Here is a 19,320-nt window from a genome sequence, read left to right on the forward strand (position 1 = left end):
AGGTCACTCCGCAAGATCACTGCAACCGCGCGCCCCGTGCCGTAGCCCCATGAAAGTCACCCGCATCCGCGCACTGCGCGGCCCCAATCTCTGGAGCCGCCACACCACCATCGAGGCCGTCGTGGCTTGCGAAGGCGACGAGAACGCCGTCGGCAAGCTCGACGGGTTCGAAGCCCGCCTGCGCGCCCGCTTCCCGACCATCGGCGAGCTGCACCCCATGGTGCTCGGCCAGCCGTTGGCGCTGGCCCACGTGCTCGAGAACGCCGCCGTGGCGCTGCAGGCCCAGGCCGGCTGCGCCGTCAACTTCGGCAACACCGCACCGACGACCGAAGAAGGCGTGTACCAGGTCACCGTGCAGTACTCCGAGGAAGACGTCGGCCGCCGCGCGCTGGCCCTGGCCGAAGAACTGATTCAGGCCGCGCTGGCCGACACCCCCTTCGACGCCGACGCCGCCATCACCGAGCTGCGTGACCTCGACGAGTCGGAGCGCCTGGGCCCGAGCACCGGCTCCATCGTCGACGCCGCCGTGGCACGCGGCATTCCGTACCGCCGCCTCACCAGCGGCAGCCTGGTGCAGTTCGGCTGGGGCTCCAAGCAGCGCCGCATCCAGGCCGCTGAAATCGACAGCACCAGCGGTGTGGCCGAAGCCATCGCGCAGGACAAGGAACTCACCAAGCAACTGCTCAACGCCGCCGGCGTGCCGGTGCCGCTGGGCCGCCCCGTGGTCAGCGCCGACGACGGCTGGGTTGCCGCTGAAGAAATCGGCCTGCCGGTCGTGGTGAAGCCGCAGGACGGCAACCAGGGCAAGGGCGTCACGGTGAACATCACCACGCGCGAACAACTCACTTCGGCCTACGACTCGGCCGCCGTGTACGGCGAGGTGATGGTCGAGAAATTCCTGCCCGGCTTCGACTTCCGCCTGCTCGTGGTGGGCGACCGCCTCGTGGCCGCCGCGCGCCGCGACCCGCCGCAGGTCATCGGCGACGGCAGCTCGACCGTGCGCCAGCTGGTCGACACCGTGAACCTCGACCCGCGCCGCGGCGAAGGCCACGCCACCTCGCTCACCAAGATCCGCCTGGACGACATCGCCATCGGCCGGCTCGAGTCGCAGGGCCTCACGCCCGAGAGCGTGCCCGGGCTGGGCCAGCGCGTCGTGCTGCGCAACAACGCCAACCTCTCGACCGGCGGCACCGCCACCGACGTGACCGACACCGTGCACCCCGAAGTGGCCGCGCGCGCGGTCGATGCGGCGCAGATGGTCGGCCTGCACATCTGCGGCGTCGACATGGTCTGCGAGAACGTGCTGCGCCCGCTCGAAGAACAGCACGGCGGCGTGGTCGAAGTGAATGCCGCGCCCGGCCTGCGCATGCACATCTCGCCCTCGTTCGGCCGCGGCCGCGCGGTCGGCGAAGCGGTGATGGACACGCTGTTCGCGCCCGGCGACGACGGCCGCATTCCCGTGGTGGCCGTCACCGGCACCAACGGCAAGACCACCACCGCGCGCCTCATCAACCACATCATTGCCTCCAGCGGCCTGCGCACCGGCATGACGAACACCGACGGCGTGTACGTCAACGGCCGCCAGACCGACAGCGGCGACTGCAGCGGCCCCAAGAGCGCGCGCAACGTGCTGATGCACCCCGATGTCGATGCGGCCGTGTTCGAAGTGGCCCGCGGCGGCGTGCTGCGCGAGGGCCTGGGCTTCGACCGCTGCGAAGTGGCCGTGGTCACCAACATCGGCAGCGGCGACCACCTGGGCCTGAACTACATCACCACGGTGGAAGACCTGGCGGTGCTCAAGCGCGTGATCGTGCGCAACGTGGCCGCCGACGGCTACGCGGTGCTCAACGCGGCCGACGTGAACGTCGCCGCCATGGCGGCCACCTGCCCCGGCCACGTCATCTTCTTCGCTGCCGACCGCATGCACCCCGTGATGGCCACGCACCGCGCACAGGGCAAGCGCACCGTGTATGTCGACCAGGACACGCTGGTGGCCGCCGAAGGCTCGTGGCGCGAACGCATCGCGCTGCGCGACGTGCCCATCACGCGCGGCGGGACCATCGGCTTCCAGGTCGACAACGTGATGGCCTCGGTGGCCGCCGCCTGGGCCGTGGGCCTGGACTGGGACACCATCCGCAGCGGCCTGTCGAGCTTCATGAACGACGCGGCCGGCGTGCCCGGGCGCTTCAATGTCATGGACTACCGCGGCGCCACCGTGATCGCCGACTACGGCCACAACACCGACGCCATGAAGGCGCTGGTGTCGGCGGTGGACACCATGCCCGCCAACAAGCGCTCGGTGGTCATCAGCGGCGCGGGCGACCGGCGCGATTCCGACATCCGCGACCAGACCGCGATCCTCGGCCAGGCCTTCGACGACGTGATCCTGTACCAGGACGCGGCGCAGCGCGGCCGTGCCGACGGCGAGGTCATGGCGCTGCTTCGCCAGGGCCTGCAGGGCGCGTCGCGCACGCGCCAGATCGACGAGATTCGCGGCGAGTTCGTCGCCATCGACACCGCGCTGGCGCGGCTGCAACCGGGCGACCTGTCGCTCATCCTCGTCGACCAGGTCGAAGAGGCGCTGGCCCACCTCGCGCAGCGCATCGCGCAGGGCTGATCCCCGCACCGCAGCGCAGGAGGCCCGCCCTCCTCGCGCTGACGGACGTGTCCCACACGCAGGGGCGCGCCCGGCCCGCCCCACGGCGTGCGGCTTGTCCCACAGCCCCGCGCCACCGGCCGGCCCACACTGGGGACCGGTCGCGCCCTGCGTGCTTTTGTCTTCCTTTTGTTCGTTCGCACGGCGCGCCCTTTCCAGGAGCCCCGATGACGACCCATTCCCTCCGTGCCACTTTTTCGGCTGCCGCGCTCGTGGCGGTCGGCGGTTTCTTCATGGCCGGCGCACCGCTGGCCTCGGCCCAGGCGCCCGGCAGCGACGCCCGGATGCAAAAGGAACGTGCCACCTGTGACGGCGTGCAACAGGACCGCGCCGCCTGCCTGCGCGAAGCCGGCGCCGCGCGCCAGGAAGCGGGCCGCCAGGGCCTGACCACGCCGAGCGAAGGACGCGAAGACGCCAACGCGCTCGCACGCTGCCGTGAACAACCCGTAGCCGACCGTCCGGACTGCGAAGCCCGCATCCGCGGTGGCGCGCGCACCTCGACCGAAGGCAGCGTGATGGGCGGCGGCGTGATCCGCGAAACCGTCACCCCGCTGCCGCCGCAACCCGTGCAGCCGTCGCGTTGATCGAAACGGGCCGGTCTTTCATTCCCGATACGCCAAGGAGCACACCATGCCAAACAACGCGCGTTCGATGATCTTTGCCCTGCTCGCACTCAGCGGGCTGGCCACCACCACCATCGCCACGGCCGCCCGCGGCGACGGCGGCAGCACCTACCAGCAGGAGGTTTCGGTCTGCGGCCACAACCAGCAGGACCGCGCCGCCTGCATCCGCGAAGCCGGCGCCGCACGCCAGGCCGCGGCACGCGGCGGCCTCACCTCTGCGCCCGACTACCGCGCCAACGCCGTGGCCCGCTGCGGCCTGCAGCCACCGGCCGAACGCGCCGACTGCGAAGCGCGCGTGCTGGGCAGCATGGGCAACATCCGCAGCAATGTCGATGGCAGCGTGATGGGCGGCGGCGTGATCCGCGAGTCGGTCTCGACCCGCGTGGTGAACATACCGGCCACCTCACTGCCGCCGCCGATGGTCGCGCCGATGCCGGCCCCCATGCCTGCGGAACCGATGCCGATGCCCATGCCAAGGCCCATGCCGCGACCGGCACCGATGCCGCTGCAGTGACGCGATGCGCATCCCCCGGGAGCGCCTCGGTGATAACACCGACGGGCGCTCCCGTCGCGATGCCCTCGCCTGTCATGAAACCGTCACAAAAAAAAGGCAGGTGCTAGCTATAGTTCCCGGTCCCTGCCAACCGAGGAACACTTTCCCATGAATGCCATCAAGGTCGCTCGCCGATTCATCGAAACGGACCCGGCCAACGAATCGGCCAAGATCCTTGCCCAGCTGGTGCTGGCGCTCGAATCCGAACGCAGCTTCGAGCTGATCACGCTCTACAGCCTCGACTACAAGAGCTTCGAACTCGCGATGGACATCCTCAAGGAGTGGCGCCTGGACCGCTACTACGCCAGCAAGTCCAAGCTGTTCGATCTGTCGCTGCAAGTCACCGAACTCGAAGCGGGCAACGCCGCTTCCTGAGCCCTTCGCAGGGCGGCCCGGTCCCCGGGCCCGCCCTTTGCCTTTTCACTTTCCCCAGCGCAGCACCAGCGGATCGAGCCGCTTCGCCGTCTCGATCAGCCCGGCGCGCGTCGCGGGGTGCATCGCCGGCAGCGGATGCCGCGGCGCCTCGCAAGCGATCACGCCGCCCTCCTTCATGAGCGACTTGCAGGCCAGCAGGCCCGCCTGGCGGTTCTCATAGTTGATGAGCGGCAACCACTGCTGGTACAGCGCGAAGGCCTTGTCGCGATCGCCTGAACGGTGCGCTTCGATGATCGGGCGAATGCCGTCGGGGTAGCCGCCGCCGGTCATCGAACCCGTCGCGCCGGCATCGAGGTCGGACATCAGCGTGATGGCTTCTTCGCCGTCCCAGGGGCCTTCGATGGCATCACCACCCAGGCGGATCAGCTCGCGCAGCTTCGACGCCGCACCGGCCGTCTCGATCTTGAAGTACGCGACTTGCTCGATCTCTTGCGCCATGCGCGCAAGGAACGGCGCCGACAGCACCGTGCCGCTCGCGGGTGCGTCCTGGACCATGATCGGAATCGTCACCGCATCCGACAGCCGCGCATAGAACTCATGGATCTGAGGCTCGGGCACGCGGAAGGTGGCACCGTGGTACGGCGGCATCACCATCAGCATCGCCGCGCCCATGTCCTGCGCGCGGCGGCTGCGCTCGGCGCAGACCTGGGTGCTGTAGTGCGTGGTGGTCACGATCACCGGCACGCGGCCCTTCACGTGTTCGAGGATGGTGCGCGTGAGCACCTCGCGCTCCTCGTCGGACAGCACGAACTGCTCAGAGAAATTCGCCAGGATGCACAGGCCGTCGGAGCCCGCGTCGATCATGAAATCGACGCAGCGCTTCTGGCTCTCGAGGTCGAGCGCGCCCTGTTCGGTGAAGGTGGTGGGCACCACCGGGAAGATGCCGCGGTATCGGGGGGTCATGGTGAGATCAATGGGAGTGGCGGGGAACGGCCGAGCCTCTGCAGCCGACCAGGAAATCGAAGTCGCAGCCTTCATCGGCCTGCAGCACATGGTTCACGTAGAGCTTCTGGTAGCCACCGCCGCGCGTGCTCATCGGCTGTGCATCGGAGGCGGACAGCGACGCGAGCCGCGATGCCAGCTCTTCATCGCTGATGTCGAGGTGCAGGCGGCCCGCATCGCAGTCGAGCTCGATCCAATCGCCATCGCGCACCGCTGCGAGCGGCCCGCCGTCGGCCGCTTCGGGCGCGACGTGCAGCACCACCGTGCCATAGGCCGTGCCGCTCATGCGTGCGTCCGAGATGCGCACCATGTCCTTCACACCCTGGCGCAGCAGCTTCGGCGGCAGGCCCATGTTGCCGACCTCGGCCATGCCGGGGTAGCCCTTGGGGCCGCAGTTCTTCAGCACCATCACGCAGTTCGCGTCGATGTCGAGCGACTCGTCGACGATGCGTTCCTTGTAGTGCTCCAGGTTCTCGAACACCACGGCGCGGCCGCGGTGCTTCAGCAGCTCGGGCGTGGCCGCCGAGGGCTTGAGCACCGCGCCGCGCGGCGACAGGTTGCCGCGCAGGATGCGGATGCCGCCATCGGCGATCAGCGGGTTGTCGAGCGGGCGAATGACCTCGTCGTTCAGGCTCGGCGCCTCGCGCACGTTGTCCCAGATCGACTGGCCGTTGACGGTGAGCGCGCCCGGGTGCGGCAGCAGGCCGTTCTCGCCGAGGCGGCGCAGCACGGCGGGCAGACCGCCCGCGTAATAGAACTCTTCCATGAGGAAGCGGCCTGAAGGCATCAGATCGACGATCGTTGGCGTGTTGCTGCCGATGCGCGTCCAGTCTTCCAGCTCCAGCTCGACGCCGATGCGGCCCGCGATCGCCTTCAGGTGAATCACCGCGTTGGTCGATCCGCCGATGGCCGCGTTCACGCGAATCGCGTTCTCGAACGCTTCGCGCGTGAGGATCTTCGAGAGCGTGAGCCCTTCTTTCGCCATCTGCACCGCGCGCATGCCCGACATCTGCGCGAGCACGTAGCGCCGCGCATCGACCGCCGGAATCGCCGCGTTGTGCGGCAGCGAAGTGCCCAGCGCCTCGGCCATGCAGGCCATGGTGGAGGCCGTGCCCATCGTGTTGCAGGTGCCTGCCGAGCGCGACATGCCGCCTTCGGCGGAGAGGAACTGGTGCAGGTTGATCTCGCCGGCCTTCAGCGATTCGTGCAGCTGCCACACGGCCGTGCCCGAGCCGATGTCCTTGCCGTCGAGCTTGCCGTTGAGCATCGGCCCGCCCGTGACCACGATGGCCGGGATGTCGCAGCTCGCCGCGCCCATCAAAAGCGCCGGCGTGGTCTTGTCGCAGCCGGTGAGCAGCACGACGGCATCGACCGGGTTGCCGCGGATCGCTTCTTCCACGTCCATGCTCGCGAGGTTGCGCGTGAGCATCGCGGTGGGGCGCAGGTTCGATTCGCCGTTCGAGAACACCGGGAACTCGACGGGAAAACCGCCCGCTTCGGAAATGCCGCGCTTCACATGCTCTGCGATCTTGCGGAAGTGTGCGTTGCACGGCGTGAGTTCCGACCAGGTGTTGCAGATGCCGACGATGGGCCGGCCGTCGAACTCGTGGTCCGGGATGCCCTGGTTCTTCATCCAGCTGCGGTACATGAATCCGTTCTTGTCGGCGGAGCCGAACCATTCGGTCGAGCGCAATTTCTTTGTCATGGGGAGGGGGTCAGCGGCGCGGGGCGCGCGAGGTGAAGAAGCGTTGGAGCAGGCAGAACACGAAGAGCAGCGCGCCGACCACGATGCGCGTCCACCACGAGCTCAGCGTGCCGTCGAAGGAAATCAGCGTCTGGATGATCCCGAGCATCAGCACGCCGAAGAGCGTGCCCGCCACATAGCCCACGCCGCCGGTGAGCAGCGTGCCGCCGATCACCACCGCCGCGATGGCATCGAGCTCCAGACCGAGCGCATGCAGGCCGTAGCCCGAGAGCATGTAGAAAGTGAAGATCACGCCCGCCAGCGCCGAGCAGAAACCCGAGAGCGTGTACACGCCTACGAGCGTGCGGCGCACCGGCAGGCCCATCAGCATCGCCGAATGCTCGCTGCCGCCGATGGCGTACACCGCGCGGCCGAAGGGCGTGCAGTGCGCGATGAAAACAGCGGCCAGCAGCACCACGATGGCGATCACCGCGCTGATCGACACCGAGGCCTCGCCCCAGACCGGAATGCGGATCTGCGAGACCTCCGAATAAAACTCGTTGGTGATGCTGATCGAATCGATGCTGATGAGGTAGCACAGCCCGCGTGCGAGGAACATGCCCGCGAGCGTGACGATGAAAGGCTGCAGCCGGAAGCGCTCGATGAGCAGGCCCATGAACGCGCCGAAGGCGGTGCCCATTGCGAGCACCAGCGGAATCACGACCGCCGGACTCCAGCCGTGCTTCTCGACCAGCGAGGCCGACACCATCGTCGTGAGCGCAATCACCGAGCCCACCGACAGGTCGATGCCGCCCGAAAGAATCACGAAGGTCATGCCGACCGCGACGACGATGAGGAAGGCGTTGTCGATCAGCAGGTTGAGGAACACCTGCGCCGAGAAAAAGCCGTCGTAGAACACCGAGCCCAGCGTCGCCATCAGCACGAACAGCGAGATGGTCGCAGTCAGCGGCAGGTACTTAGGATTGAGCCCCTTCTTGCCCCCTCTCCCGCTCGCGGGAAAGGGTTGGGGTGCAGCGTTCGTCTCGATCACCGCGCTCATGCCCTGCTCCCGTCATGCACCGGCCGCTGCACCAGCGTGCGAACCTCCGCCCTGAACTCCGGCGACTGCATCAGCATCACCACGAACACCACCACCGCCTTCACCACGAGGTTGATCTCTGGCGGCACGCCCAGCGAATAGATCGCATAGGTCAGCGTCTGGATGATCAGCGCGCCGATCACGCTGCCCACGAGGCTGAAACGGCCGCCCGTGAGCGCCGTGCCGCCGAGCGTGACCGCGAGGATCGCATCGAGCTCCAGCAGTTGCCCGGCGTTGTTGCCGTCCGCGCTCTTCACGTTCGAGCTGATCAGAAGGCCCGCCACGCCCGCGCAGAGGCCGCAGAACGCATACGCGCCGACGACGAGCCGCCGCGACTGGATGCCCGCCACGCGCGCCGCGGTCGGGTTGATGCCCACCGCCTGGATGAACAGGCCGAGCGCCGTGCGCGTGATCGCCAAGTAGAGCAGCACGAACACCGCCGCCACGATGAAGAGAGAGAACGGCAGGCCGAGCAGGTAGCCGCTGCCGAGGAAGAAGAAGGGCTTGTAGTAGATCGTGATGATCTGCCCGTCCGCGACGAGCTGCGCGATGCCGCGCCCCGCCACCATGAGGATCAGCGTCGCGATGATCGGCTGCATGCCGACCTTGGCGACCAGCACGCCGTTCCAGAGGCCGCACAGCAGCGCGACGGCAAGCGCCGCAAGGATCGCGAGCGGCATCGGGAAGCGGCTCACGTCGCTGGACACCGAGCCGCCGATCATCCAGGCCGCGACCGCCGCTGCGATGGCCACCACTGCGCCCACCGAGATGTCGATGCCGCGCGTGGCGATCACGAGCGTCATGCCGAGCGAGACCAGCACCAGCGGCGCTGCGCGGTTCACGATGTCGATGAGGCTGCCGTAGAGATGGCCGTCGCGCCATTCGAGGTGCAGGAAGCTCGCGTTGAACGCGGTGTTGATGGCGAGCAGGAGCAGCAGCGTGATGAGCGGCCAGGCGAGGCGGTGGCTCATGAGGGAGGAGAGGCGATTCATGTCTTCTGCCTTGCTCCTTCCCCTTCCGGGGGAAGGCTGGGATGGGGGCACGCGGCCTCGAACGCTGCGCGGCGGTGAAGGCCGCTTGCCCCCACCCCTGCCCTCCCCAGAGGGGAGGGAGAAAGACAACACATCGCGGCGGTTCATGGCTTCTGCCTTGCTCCTTCTTCCGGGGAAGGCTGGGATGGGGCACGCGGCCTTGAACACTGCGCGGCGGTGAAGGCCGCTTGCCCTCACCCTGCCCTCCCCAGAGGGGAGGGAGAAAGACAACACATCGCGGCGGTTCATGGCTTCTGCCTTGCTTCTTCCCCTTCCGGGGGAAGGCTGGGATGGGGGCACGCGACCTTGAACACCGAGCAGCAACGCATCGGTCTTGCTCCCTCTCCCGCGTGCGGGAGAGGGTTGGGGTGAGGGTGCGGCCTGCGCAAAGGCCGGCTGCTTATCGAAGGCCCCTACCCTCACCCTAGCCCTCTCCCGCAAGCGGGAGAGGGGACAACGCGGAGACAGCGTGTGCGTCATGCGGCGGCAATCATTTCGTACACCTCATCCTCGGTCGAACCACCCGGCAGCTCGCCCACCTTCTGCCGATCCCGCAGCACCACGATGCGATGCGCCACGCGCACCACCTCGCTCATCTCCGACGAGATGAAGACCACCGCCATGCCCGCGCGCGCGAGCCGCAGGATCTCTTCCATGATCTCCTGCTTGGCCGCGACGTCGATGCCGCGCGTGGGCTCGTCCAGGATCAACAGGCGCGGCTCGGTCGCGAGCCAGCGCGCGATCATGGCTTTCTGCTGGTTGCCGCCCGAGAGCAGGCCAATGGGCGTTTCGACGCTCGCCGTCTTGATGCCCAGCGAAGCGACGAAGCGCTCGGCCATCGCGGTCTGCTCGACGTGCGAAAGAAATTTCCGCGTGCCCAACCGGGCCTGCAATGCGAGTGCGATGTTCTCGCGCACCGACAACTCGGCCACGATGCCATCCGTCTTGCGTTCTTCAGGGCACAGCGCGAGCCCTTCGCGGATCGCATCGGCCGGATTCGAGAAACTGACCGAACGCCCGTCGATCTTCAACACACCACGGTCCGGCGATTCGAGCCCGAACAGCAGCCGCGCAAGTTCAGTGCGCCCCGCGCCCAGCAGCCCCGCGATGCCGACGACTTCGCCCGCACGCACGCGCAGATCGGTCGCCTGCAACTGCCCGGCCTGCCCCAACCCTTCGGACTGCAGCAGCGCGGGCGCCGCTTCGTCGAACGCCGGCAATGCCGCGGGCCGCGCCGATTGCGCCGCCAGCTCGCGCCCGAGCATCGCCGCGATCAGCGCCTGCGGGCCGAGGTCCGCAGCCTTCCATTCGCCGACCCAGTGGCCGTTGCGCAGCACGGTGATGCGGTCCGACACCGCGTACATCTGGTTGAGAAAGTGCGTCACGAAGACGATCGCAAGCCCTTCGCTGCGCAAACGCCGCAGCACCTCGAACAGCTTCTCGACCTCGTCGTCGTCCAGGCTCGATGTCGGCTCGTCGAGGATCAGCACCTTCGACGACACGCCGAGCGCGCGCGCGATCGCCACCATCTGCTGCACCGCAACCGAGTAGCTCGACAGCAGGCGCGTCACGTCGATATCGAGCCCGATGCGCGCCAGCAGTTCGGCCGCGCGACGGTTCACCGCCGCCCAGTCGATGCGAAAGCCCTGCAGCGCGCCGCAGCGCGGATAGCGCCCCGCGAACACGTTCTCCGCCACCGAGAGGTTCGGGCACAGGTTCACCTCCTGGTAGACCGTGCTGATGCCCAGCTTCTGCGCCTCCAGCGGCGAGCCGGGCCGGATGGCTTGGCCGTCGAAGAACATCTCGCCGCCGCTCGATGGCAGCACGCCCGTGAGCACCTTGATCAGCGTCGACTTGCCTGCGCCGTTCTGTCCCATCAGCGCATGCACCTCGCCCGGGTACAGCCGCAGCTGGACATCGTTCAGCACCGGGATGCCGCCGAACTGTTTGCGGATGCCCCGCAGCTCGAGCACGGGGGCTGCTGTGGTCGTGTGCTCGGTCATGCGGCTACTTGTTCTTGTTGTAGACGTCGATGAACACCGCCGCCAGCAGCACCAGCCCCTTGATGACCTGCTGGTAGTCGATGCCGATCCCCAGGATCGACATGCCGTTGTTCATCACGCCCATGATGAAGGCGCCGATCACCGCGCCCATCACGCGGCCCACGCCGCCCGAAGCAGATGCGCCGCCGATGAAGCAGGCGGCAATCACATCGAGTTCGAAGCCCAGGCCCGCCTTGGGCGTGGCCGTGTTCAGGCGCGCCGCGAACACGAGTCCCGCCAACGCAGCCAGCGCGCCCATGTTCACGAAGGTGAGGAAGGCTAGGCGCTGCGTCTTCACGCCCGACAGCCGCGCGGCCTTTTCGTTGCCGCCCAGCGCATAGATGCGCCGGCCGATGGTCGTGCGGTTGGTGACGAAGTCGTACACCACGATCAGCACCGCCATCACCACCAGCACGTTGGGCAGGCCCTTGTAAGTCGAGAGCAGGTAACTGAAGAAAAGAATGATCGCCGCGAAGAACAGGTTCTTCACGAGGAAGAAGGCGTAGGGCTCCTGCTCCATGCCATGCGCTTTGAGCTTGGCGCGCCCGCGCAGCTTGAAGAACACCAGCGCCGCCGCGGCCAGCGCGCCCACGACCAGCGAGGTGGTGCGCACCGTGTCGCCGCCGAGCGGATCGGGAATGAAGCCCGAGCTCAGGCGTTGGAACTCCACCGGGAACGGCCCCACCGACTGCCCCGCGAGCAGCGCCAGCGTGAGCCCCTTGAACACCAGCATGCCCGCCAGCGTGACGATGAACGACGGGATCTTGCGGAACGCGACGAACCAGCCCTGCGCCGCACCGATGACGGCGCCGGCCGCGATGCTGATGAGCGCCGTCGGCACGAAGTGCCATTCGTACTCGACCATCAACACCGCTGCGAGCGCGCCGATGAAGCCGCACACCGAGCCCACCGACAGGTCGATGTGACCCGCCACGATCACCAGCAGCATGCCCAGCGCCATGATGACGACGTAGCTGTTCTGCAGCAGCAGGTTGGTGAGGTTCAGCGGTCGCAAGAGCGTGCCGTCGGTCAGCACCTGGAACAGCACCATGATCGCGACCAGCGAGATCAGCATGCCGTACTCGCGCAGGTTGTTCTTCAGGAAGCCCACGTGCAGCTTCGGGGTGGCAGCGGGTGCGGCGCCTTGCACCGCGTTGGCTTCAGGCTGCGACATGGACACTGCTCCCCGCGCTCACGATCGCATGCATGATGCGCTCCTGCGACGCCTCGGCCGCCGTGAACTCGGCCACGAAGCGACCCTCGTTCATCACGTAGATGCGGTCGCACATGCCGAGCAACTCCGGCAGTTCGGAAGAGATCATGAGAATGCCTTTGCCCTCGCTCGCAAGCTGGTCGATGATGGTGTAGATCTCGTACTTGGCGCCCACGTCGATGCCGCGCGTGGGTTCGTCCAATATCAGCAGTTCGGGTTTCGTGAAGAGCCACTTGCTCAGCACCACCTTCTGCTGGTTGCCGCCCGACAGGTTGACCACCAGCTGCTCGACGCCCGAGCAGCGGATGTTCAGCGCCTTCTTGTAGTCGTTGGCCACCTTGAACTCGCGGCCGTCGTCGATCACCGAGCGCTCGGAAATCGCATCGAGGTTCGCGAGGCTGATGTTCTTGCGGATGCCTTCTTCCAGCACCAGCCCGAGGCCCTTGCGGTCTTCGGTGACGTAGGCGATGCCGTGGTCGATGGCCTTGCGCACGGTGCTCACGTCCACCGCCTTGCCATGCATGCGCACCGAACCGCTGATGCGCTGTCCGTACGACTTGCCGAACACGCTCATCGCGAGTTCGGTGCGGCCCGCGCCCATGAGGCCCGCGATGCCGACGATCTCGCCCTGGCGCACGTGCAGGTTCACGCCCTTGATCTGCTCGCGGTCGGCATGCAGCGCGTGGTGCACGCGCCAGTCGCGCACTTCGAGCACCGTCTCGCCGATCTTGGGCGAGCGCTGCGGGTAGCGGTGTTCCATGTCGCGGCCCACCATGCCGCGGATGATGCGGTCTTCGCTGATCGCCTGCTTTGCGCAGTCCATCGTCTCCACCGTGGCACCGTCGCGCAGCACGGTGATCGCGTCGGCCACCTTGGCGATCTCGTTGAGCTTGTGCGAGATGAGGATCGAGGCGATGCCCTGGCGCTTGAGTTCGAGCAGCAGCGTCAGCAGCGCGTCGCTGTCGTTCTCGTTGAGGCTGGCGGTGGGCTCGTCGAGGATCAGGAGCTTCACCTCCTTGGCCAGCGCTTTCGCAATTTCCACCAGCTGCTGCTTGCCCACGCCCAGGTCGGTCACGAGCGTGGTGGGCAGCTCTTTCAGTCCCACCTTCGCCAGCAGCTCGCGCGTCTTCGCATAGGCAGCGAACCAGTCGATCACGCCGCCGGTCGCGATCTCGTTGCCCAGAAACAGGTTCTCGGCAATCGAGAGCAGCGGCACCAGCGCGAGCTCCTGGTGAATGATGATGATGCCGAGCTTCTCGCTGTCGGCGATCGTCTTGAAGCGGCGCAGCTCGCCCTCGAAATGGATCTCGCCGGTGTACGAGTCGCACGGGTAGACGCCGCTCAAGACCTTCATGAGCGTCGACTTGCCCGCGCCGTTCTCGCCGACCACCGCGTGGATCTCCCCCGCGCGCACGGCGAGGTTGACGTTGCTCAGGGCCTTCACCCCGGGAAACGTCTTGGTGATCCCGCGCATCTCGAGGATCGTGCGTTCGCCGTCCTTCACTTGACCTGGCTTTCCTTGTAGTAGCCGCTGTCGACCAGCACCTGCTTCCAGTTGGAGCCGTCCACGCTCACCGGCTTGAGCAGGTACGAGGGCACGACCTTGATGCCGTTGTTGTAGGTCTTGGTGTCGTTCACCTCGGGCGTCTTGCCCGAGAGCATGGCGTCGGCCATGGCCACCGTCACCTTGGCCAGCTCGCGCGTGTCCTTGAACACGGTGGAGCTCTGCTCCTTGCGCAGGATCGACTTGACCGAAGGAATCTCCGCGTCCTGCCCCGACACCACCGGCATCGGCTGCGAGCCCGAGCCGTAGCCCACGCCCTTGAGCGACGAGAGAATGCCGATCGACAGGCCGTCGTACGGCGACAGCACCGCATCGACGCGGTTCTTCGTGTAGTAGGCCGACAGCAGGTTGTCCATGCGCGCCTGCGCCACCGCGCCGTCCCAGCGCAGCGTGCCGACCTTGTCCATGCCCATCTGCTTGCTGCGCACCACCAGCTTGCCGCTGTCGATGTAGAGCTTGAGCACCGACATCGCGCCGTTGTAGAAGAAGAAGGCGTTGTTGTCGTCGGGCGAGCCGCCGAACAGCTCGATGTTGAACGGGCCCTTGCCGCTCTTCAGGCCCAGCGCCGCTTCGATCGATTGGGCCTGCAGCACGCCGACCTGGAAGTTGTCGAAGGTGGCGTAGTAGTCGACGTTCTTCGAGCCCTTGATGAGCCGGTCGTACGCGATGACCTTCACGCCCTTGTCAGCGGCCTTCTGCAGCACGTCGGACAGCGTGGTGCCGTCGATGGCCGCGATGACCAGCACCTTCGAGCCCTTGGTCACCATGTTCTCGATCTGCGCGAGCTGGTTCGGAATGTCGTCGTCGGCGTACTGCAGGTCGGTCTTGTAGCCCTTGTCCTTGAAGTACTTGACCATGTTCGCGCCGTCGGCGATCCAGCGCGCCGACGACTTGGTGGGCATCGAGATGGCGATGAGGCCCTTGTCCTGCGCATGGGCCAGCGGCGTGAAGCCGACGACGGCGAAAGCGAGGCCTGCGAGCGAGGCTTTGAGGAAGTTGCGTTTCATGTCGGTCGGCTCTCAGTACTTGCGGTTCGGGAATTCTTTGGCGGCCACTTCCATCGGGAAGATGCCCTCTTCGGTCACGATGCGCTTGGGCAGCGGCTTGCCGGCCTTGATGTCCTTCACCGCCTGCATGAGCTGCGGGCCGAGCAGCGGGCTGCATTCGACCGACACGTTGAGCTTGCCGGCGATCATGGCTTCGAAGGCGCCCTTCACCCCGTCGATCGAGATGATGGTGATGTCCTTCGCGGGCTTCATGCCGGCTTCCTCGATCGCCTGGATCGCTCCGATCGCCATGTCGTCGTTGTGCGCATAGAGCACGTTGATCTTCTTGCCCTCGGCCTTCAAGAAGGCTTCCATCACCTCCTTGCCCTTGGCACGCGTGAAGTCGCCGGTCTGGGAGCGGATGATCTTGAACTTCGGATCGGCCTTGATGATTTCCTCGAAGCCCTTCTTGCGGTCGATGGCCGGGGCCGAGCCCACGGTGCCCTGCAGCTCGACGATGTTCACGTCACCCTTCTGGCCCTTCATCTTCTCGAGCAGCCAGCGGCCGGCCTTGCGGCCTTCTTCGGTGAAGTCGGAGCCCATGAAGGTCACGTAGAGCGAGTCGTCCTTGGTGCTCACGGAACGGTCGGTCAGCACCACCGGAATCTTCGCGGCCTTGGCTTCGCGCAGCACGGTTTCCCAGCCCGACTCGACCACGGGCGAGAACGCAATCACGTCGACCTTCTGCGCGATGTACGAGCGGATCGCCTTGATCTGGTTTTCCTGCTTCTGCTGCGCGTCGGAGAACTTCAGCTCGATGCCCGCCTCCTTGGCCGACGACTTGATCGACTCGGTGTTGGCCGTGCGCCATTCGCTCTCGGCGCCCACCTGCGCGAAACCGAGCACGAGTTTTTTCTGCGCAAAGGCGGACACGGGCAGCAGGCTGCCCAGGGCTGCGGCGGCGAGCGCGGTGTGGAGGGTGCGGCGATTCATGGTCATGGTTGTCTCCTTCTTGATGAGTCTGTGGTGCGTCTGTGATGAGTTCGGTCAGGCCAGCATGTAGCCGGTCTTGACCGTCGTGTAGAACTCCGCGGCGTGGCGCCCTTGTTCGCGCGGCCCGTAGCCCGACCCTTTGCGGCCGCCGAAGGGCGCATGAAAGTCCACCCCCGCGGTCGGCAGATTGACCATCGTCATGCCGACCACGGCATGGCGTCTGAAATGCATCGCGTGCTTCAGCGAGTTGGTGCAGATGCCCGCGCACAGGCCGAAGGGCGTGTCGTTGCACAGCGCGAGCGCTTCGTCGTAATCGCCGGCGCGCAACACGCAGGCCAGCGGCCCGAAGATCTCTTCGCGCGCGATGCGGTGTTCGGGCCGGGCCAGGAAGAGCGCGGGGCTCATGTAGTGGCCGGCGGTAGCGCGCTGCAGCGCCTCGCCGCCCCACACGTGCTCGGCCCCCTCTTCGCGCGCGACGTCGATCCACGCGAGGTTCTGCGCCAGCCGCTCTGCATCGGCCACAGGGCCGATGTCGATGTCGCGCTCCAGCGCGTGGCCGATCTTCAATGTCTTCAGGCGCTGGCGCAGCTTCGCCACGAAGGCGTCGTGTACGGCGGCTTCGACGATGAGGCGGCTCGATGCCGTGCAGCGCTGGCCGTTGGAAAAGTAGGCGCCCTGCACCGCGCAGTCGACGGCGCGGTCGAGGTCGGCGTCGGCCAGCACCACGAGCGCGTTCTTGCCGCCCATCTCCAGCTGCACCTTGGCGCGCCGTGCGGCCGCGGCCTGCAGCACGCGTTCGCCATTGACGGCCGAGCCGGTGAAGCTCAGCGCATCGACCAGCGCGCTGTCGACCAGCGCCTGCCCGGCCTCGCGGCCGCTGCCCATCACGAGATTGAACACACCGGCCGGCAAGGTGGCGCGGCTGATGATGTCGGTCAGTGCCCAGCCGCAGGCCGGCACCAGCTCGGCCGGCTTGAAGACCACGCTGTTGCCATGCGCCAGCGCCGCGGCAATCTTGGAGGCCGGCACGGCGAAGGGCGTGTTCCACGGCGTGATGAGGCCCACCACGCCGACCGGTTCGCGCGTCACGTCGACCTGCACGCCGGCGCGCACCGACGCCACGTTTTCGCCACCGCCGCCGCGCAGGGCTTCACCCGCGAAGAACTTGAAGATCTGGCCCGCGCGCGCCACCTCGGCCACGGCCTCGGGCAGCGTCTTGCCGACCTCGCGCGCCAGCAGCAGGCCCAGCTCGTCCTTGCGTGCGAGCAGCTCGGCGCCGATGCGGTCGAGCACGTCGGCGCGCCGCTGCGGCGTGCTGTGGCTCCAGTGCACGAAGGCCTCGTTGGCCGCGCGGATCGCCAGCTCGACCTGGCGCCGGTCGGCACGGGCGTACTCGGCCACCACCTCGCTGGTGTCGGATGGATTGACGCTGACACCGGTGGTCGCGCTGGTTTCCCAGCGGCCGTTGATGTACTGGCGCACGCTCTGCCGAAGCTCGCCGTGGATCACCGTGGCGTTGCCTTGTCTCTGTTGTTATGGGACTGGGGCGGAAGTCTAGAAACGATTTCGATATCGATCCAATCGTTTTTTAGACAAAATGCATATCAATCGGTGGATTCTGGAAAACCCCGTCAGACCTTCGTTCGCACCTTCTTCATGAACACCTACAACCACTGGTTCATCCGCGCCCGCCTCAAGACCCGCCAGCTGCTGTTGCTCGTGGCGCTGGCCGAGGAAGGCAACATCCACCGCGCGGCGCAGGTGCTCAACATGACGCAGCCCGCCGCGTCGAAGTTGCTGAAGGACCTGGAAGACGTGCTCGAGGTGCCGCTGTTCGACCGCCTGCCGCGCGGCATGCGCCCGACCTGGTACGGCGAAACCATGATCCGCCACGCCCGCGTGGCGCTGGCCAGCCTGAACCAGGCGCACGACGAGCTCACCGCGCTGAAGGCCGGGCGCTTCGGCCAGGTGAACGTGGGCGCCATCACCGCGCCGGGCCTCACGCTGATGCCGCCGGCCGTGGCGATGGTCAAGCGCGAGCAGCCCGACCTGCGCGTGTCGCTCGAGATCGAGACCAGCGCGGTGCTGATGGAGCGGCTCGCGCAGGGCAAGCTCGACATCCTGGTGGCGCGGCTGTTCGCCGAGCACGACAAATCACAGCTGCGCTACGAGGCCTTGGCCGAAGAACCGGTGTGCGCGCTGGTGCGCCCCGGCCATCCGCTGCTGGGCGTGAGCGGGCTCACGCTGCGCGACGTGGTGGGCGCCGGCTGGATCGTGCCGCCCGCGGGCAGCGTGCTGCGCCACCGCTTCGAGCTGATGTTCCAGGAAGAAGGCCTCGCGCCGCCGGCCAACATCATCGAAAGCCCGGCGCTGCTGTTCATCACGCGCATGCTGCAGCAGAGCGATATGGTCGCGGTGCTGGCGAGCGACGTGGCGCGCTACTACGCGGCGCACGGCATCGTGTCGCTGCTGCCGCTGGACATGCCCTGCCACATGGACGCCTTCGGCATCATCACGCGCACCGACCGGCTGCTGTCGCCGGCCGCGAAGGTGATGATGAAGGCGCTGAAGACGGCGAGCATGAGCGTCTACGGACGCAAACTCGAGATGGACTGATCAGGTCCAGCCGGCGTCCACCGTGAACTCCTGCGCGGTGCACATCTTCGCGTCGTCCGACGCGAGAAACAGCACCATGCGCGCGATGTCTTCGGGCATCAGCTTGTCGGGCAGGCACTGGTTGCGATGCAGCGCCTTCTCGCCCTCGTCGTCGAGCCACAGCTTCACCTGCCGCTCGGTCATCACCCAGCCGGGCGACACGGTGTTGATGCGGATGCGATCCTTGCCCAGCTCCACCGCGAGCCCGCGCGTGAGGCCGTTCACCGACGACTTGGCGATCGCGTAGCAGGGGTAGCCCGAGCCCTTGGTCTGCCAGCCCGTGGAGCCGAGGTTGACCACCGAACCGAAGCCCAGGCGCTTCATGCCCGGCACCACCGACTGGATCGCGAACAGCGCGGGCCGCTCGTTGATGGCCATGCGGTTGTCGTAGTAGTCGGGCGTGACCGATTCGAGCGTGTGGCGATCGTCGCTCGCCACGTTGTTGACCAGCACCGCAAAGTCGCCGAGCTCGGTGGCAGCGTCGGCCATGGCCCGCTGCAGCGCGTCGATGTCGCGCACGTCGCAGGCGCGCCACCACGGCGCGGCGTGGCCGGCCTCGGTGATCTGCGCGGCGAGCGCGGCGCTCGCACCTTCGGCGATGTCGATGAAGGCCACGCGCGCGCCCTGCGCCGCAAAAGCAGCGACGATGGCCGCGCCGATGCCGCTGCCGCCGCCGGTGACGAAGACGGTGCGGTTCTTCAGGCTGGGATGGATGGAAAGCTGGGGGGAATTCAAGAAAAGGTCTCCAGGGTGCATCTCATGACATTGCAAAATCAATATCAATCGATGCCGATATTTTCAGTTTCAGTTATCAATATGCCTTGATACGATCCGCCGCGTCAAG

16 protein-coding genes are annotated in these 19,320 nt (G+C 67.0%); 5 read left to right on the forward strand and 11 right to left on the reverse strand.

Translation table 11 applies throughout. From position 1 onward, the window contains the following. The first annotated feature begins 49 nt into the window (after nucleotides 1–49). The 4 genes from cphA (at nucleotide 50) to GFK26_RS01530 (ending at nucleotide 4,207) form a co-directional block, all read left to right on the forward strand. Nucleotides 50–2,617: a cyanophycin synthetase gene (cphA, locus tag GFK26_RS01515; RefSeq protein ID WP_153280544.1), complete on the forward strand. Its 2,568-nt coding sequence runs from the start codon at nucleotides 50–52 to the stop codon at nucleotides 2,615–2,617. Between the two features lie 206 nt (nucleotides 2,618–2,823). Beyond that, nucleotides 2,824–3,240 (forward strand): hypothetical protein, encoded by a 417-nt coding sequence (locus GFK26_RS01520; RefSeq protein WP_153280545.1) that lies wholly within the window; start codon nucleotides 2,824–2,826, stop codon nucleotides 3,238–3,240. A 46-nt stretch (nucleotides 3,241–3,286) separates the two neighbouring features. Continuing rightward, entirely contained in the window at nucleotides 3,287–3,793 is a 507-nt protein-coding gene (locus tag GFK26_RS01525) for a hypothetical protein (protein ID WP_153280546.1), read from the forward strand. 147 nt (nucleotides 3,794–3,940) lie between these two features. Then, nucleotides 3,941–4,207, forward strand: a complete 267-nt coding sequence (locus GFK26_RS01530; protein WP_153280547.1) for a hypothetical protein — start codon at nucleotides 3,941–3,943, stop codon at nucleotides 4,205–4,207. A gap of 45 nt (nucleotides 4,208–4,252) precedes the next feature. On the opposite strand, the gene GFK26_RS01535 is transcribed toward GFK26_RS01530, so the two are convergent. The 10 genes from GFK26_RS01535 to GFK26_RS01580 all read right to left on the reverse strand — a co-directional run bounded on the left by GFK26_RS01535 (nucleotide 4,253) and on the right by GFK26_RS01580 (nucleotide 17,330). Continuing rightward, the gene (locus tag GFK26_RS01535) at nucleotides 4,253–5,170 is read right to left on the reverse strand and encodes a dihydrodipicolinate synthase family protein (protein WP_153280548.1); all 918 of its coding nucleotides are present in this window, start codon (nucleotides 5,168–5,170) and stop codon (nucleotides 4,253–4,255) included. 7 nt (nucleotides 5,171–5,177) lie between these two features. Then, nucleotides 5,178–6,914 (reverse strand): IlvD/Edd family dehydratase, encoded by a 1,737-nt coding sequence (locus GFK26_RS01540; protein ID WP_153280549.1) that lies wholly within the window; start codon nucleotides 6,912–6,914, stop codon nucleotides 5,178–5,180. Between the two features lie 10 nt (nucleotides 6,915–6,924). Further along, the gene (gene yjfF / locus GFK26_RS01545; RefSeq protein WP_153280550.1) at nucleotides 6,925–7,953 is read right to left on the reverse strand and encodes a galactofuranose ABC transporter, permease protein YjfF; all 1,029 of its coding nucleotides are present in this window, start codon (nucleotides 7,951–7,953) and stop codon (nucleotides 6,925–6,927) included. Next, the gene (locus tag GFK26_RS01550; RefSeq protein ID WP_153280551.1) at nucleotides 7,950–8,984 is read right to left on the reverse strand and encodes an ABC transporter permease; all 1,035 of its coding nucleotides are present in this window, start codon (nucleotides 8,982–8,984) and stop codon (nucleotides 7,950–7,952) included. Before GFK26_RS01550 ends, yjfF begins: the two co-directional genes overlap by 4 nt. A gap of 515 nt (nucleotides 8,985–9,499) precedes the next feature. Continuing rightward, nucleotides 9,500–11,026, reverse strand: a complete 1,527-nt coding sequence (locus GFK26_RS01555; protein WP_153280552.1) for a sugar ABC transporter ATP-binding protein — start codon at nucleotides 11,024–11,026, stop codon at nucleotides 9,500–9,502. A 4-nt stretch (nucleotides 11,027–11,030) separates the two neighbouring features. Beyond that, the gene (mmsB, locus tag GFK26_RS01560) at nucleotides 11,031–12,239 is read right to left on the reverse strand and encodes a multiple monosaccharide ABC transporter permease (RefSeq protein ID WP_153280553.1); all 1,209 of its coding nucleotides are present in this window, start codon (nucleotides 12,237–12,239) and stop codon (nucleotides 11,031–11,033) included. Further along, entirely contained in the window at nucleotides 12,226–13,752 is a 1,527-nt protein-coding gene (gene mmsA, locus GFK26_RS01565) for a multiple monosaccharide ABC transporter ATP-binding protein (protein WP_153285819.1), read from the reverse strand. The genes mmsB and mmsA overlap by 14 nt, the downstream gene beginning before the upstream one ends. A gap of 26 nt (nucleotides 13,753–13,778) precedes the next feature. Continuing rightward, nucleotides 13,779–14,849 carry a multiple monosaccharide ABC transporter substrate-binding protein gene (gene chvE / locus GFK26_RS01570; RefSeq protein WP_153280554.1) on the reverse strand — a complete coding sequence of 357 codons (1,071 nt, stop codon included), beginning with the start codon at nucleotides 14,847–14,849 and terminating at the stop codon, nucleotides 13,779–13,781. Between the two features lie 12 nt (nucleotides 14,850–14,861). Next, nucleotides 14,862–15,827, reverse strand: a complete 966-nt coding sequence (locus tag GFK26_RS01575) for an ABC transporter substrate-binding protein (RefSeq protein ID WP_153280555.1) — start codon at nucleotides 15,825–15,827, stop codon at nucleotides 14,862–14,864. A 48-nt stretch (nucleotides 15,828–15,875) separates the two neighbouring features. Next, nucleotides 15,876–17,330 carry an aldehyde dehydrogenase family protein gene (locus GFK26_RS01580; protein WP_153280556.1) on the reverse strand — a complete coding sequence of 485 codons (1,455 nt, stop codon included), beginning with the start codon at nucleotides 17,328–17,330 and terminating at the stop codon, nucleotides 15,876–15,878. 147 nt (nucleotides 17,331–17,477) lie between these two features. Here GFK26_RS01580 and GFK26_RS01585 point away from each other — a divergent pair, with 147 nt between their 5' ends. Then, nucleotides 17,478–18,437, forward strand: coding sequence for a LysR family transcriptional regulator (locus GFK26_RS01585; protein ID WP_153280557.1), 960 nt, complete (start codon nucleotides 17,478–17,480; stop codon nucleotides 18,435–18,437). On the opposite strand, the gene GFK26_RS01590 is transcribed toward GFK26_RS01585, so the two are convergent. Continuing rightward, the gene (locus tag GFK26_RS01590; RefSeq protein WP_153280558.1) at nucleotides 18,438–19,232 is read right to left on the reverse strand and encodes an SDR family NAD(P)-dependent oxidoreductase; all 795 of its coding nucleotides are present in this window, start codon (nucleotides 19,230–19,232) and stop codon (nucleotides 18,438–18,440) included. Between the last annotated feature and the right edge of the window lie 88 nt (nucleotides 19,233–19,320).

The organism is Variovorax paradoxus (genome assembly GCF_009498455.1).
Classification (GTDB): Bacteria; Pseudomonadota; Gammaproteobacteria; order Burkholderiales; family Burkholderiaceae_C; genus Variovorax; species Variovorax paradoxus_H.

What these genes read in the sequence shown, in the direction of transcription:
- GFK26_RS01540 (WP_153280549.1), bottom strand. Translation starts at nt 6,914, where the DNA reads ATGACAAAGAAATTGCGCTCGACCGAATGGTTCGGCTCCGCCGACAAG.
- GFK26_RS01525 (WP_153280546.1), top strand. Translation starts at nt 3,287, where the DNA reads ATGCCAAACAACGCGCGTTCGATGATCTTTGCCCTGCTCGCACTCAGC.
- GFK26_RS01520 (WP_153280545.1), top strand. Translation starts at nt 2,824, where the DNA reads ATGACGACCCATTCCCTCCGTGCCACTTTTTCGGCTGCCGCGCTCGTG.
- chvE (WP_153280554.1), bottom strand. Translation starts at nt 14,849, where the DNA reads ATGAAACGCAACTTCCTCAAAGCCTCGCTCGCAGGCCTCGCTTTCGCC.
- GFK26_RS01535 (WP_153280548.1), bottom strand. Translation starts at nt 5,170, where the DNA reads ATGACCCCCCGATACCGCGGCATCTTCCCGGTGGTGCCCACCACCTTC.
- GFK26_RS01555 (WP_153280552.1), bottom strand. Translation starts at nt 11,026, where the DNA reads ATGACCGAGCACACGACCACAGCAGCCCCCGTGCTCGAGCTGCGGGGC.
- GFK26_RS01550 (WP_153280551.1), bottom strand. Translation starts at nt 8,984, where the DNA reads ATGAATCGCCTCTCCTCCCTCATGAGCCACCGCCTCGCCTGGCCGCTC.
- yjfF (WP_153280550.1), bottom strand. Translation starts at nt 7,953, where the DNA reads ATGAGCGCGGTGATCGAGACGAACGCTGCACCCCAACCCTTTCCCGCG.
- GFK26_RS01590 (WP_153280558.1), bottom strand. Translation starts at nt 19,232, where the DNA reads ATGCACCCTGGAGACCTTTTCTTGAATTCCCCCCAGCTTTCCATCCAT.
- mmsA (WP_153285819.1), bottom strand. Translation starts at nt 13,752, where the DNA reads ATGCGCGGGATCACCAAGACGTTTCCCGGGGTGAAGGCCCTGAGCAAC.
- GFK26_RS01530 (WP_153280547.1), top strand. Translation starts at nt 3,941, where the DNA reads ATGAATGCCATCAAGGTCGCTCGCCGATTCATCGAAACGGACCCGGCC.
- cphA (WP_153280544.1), top strand. Translation starts at nt 50, where the DNA reads ATGAAAGTCACCCGCATCCGCGCACTGCGCGGCCCCAATCTCTGGAGC.
- GFK26_RS01575 (WP_153280555.1), bottom strand. Translation starts at nt 15,827, where the DNA reads ATGACCATGAATCGCCGCACCCTCCACACCGCGCTCGCCGCCGCAGCC.
- GFK26_RS01585 (WP_153280557.1), top strand. Translation starts at nt 17,478, where the DNA reads ATGAACACCTACAACCACTGGTTCATCCGCGCCCGCCTCAAGACCCGC.
- mmsB (WP_153280553.1), bottom strand. Translation starts at nt 12,239, where the DNA reads ATGTCGCAGCCTGAAGCCAACGCGGTGCAAGGCGCCGCACCCGCTGCC.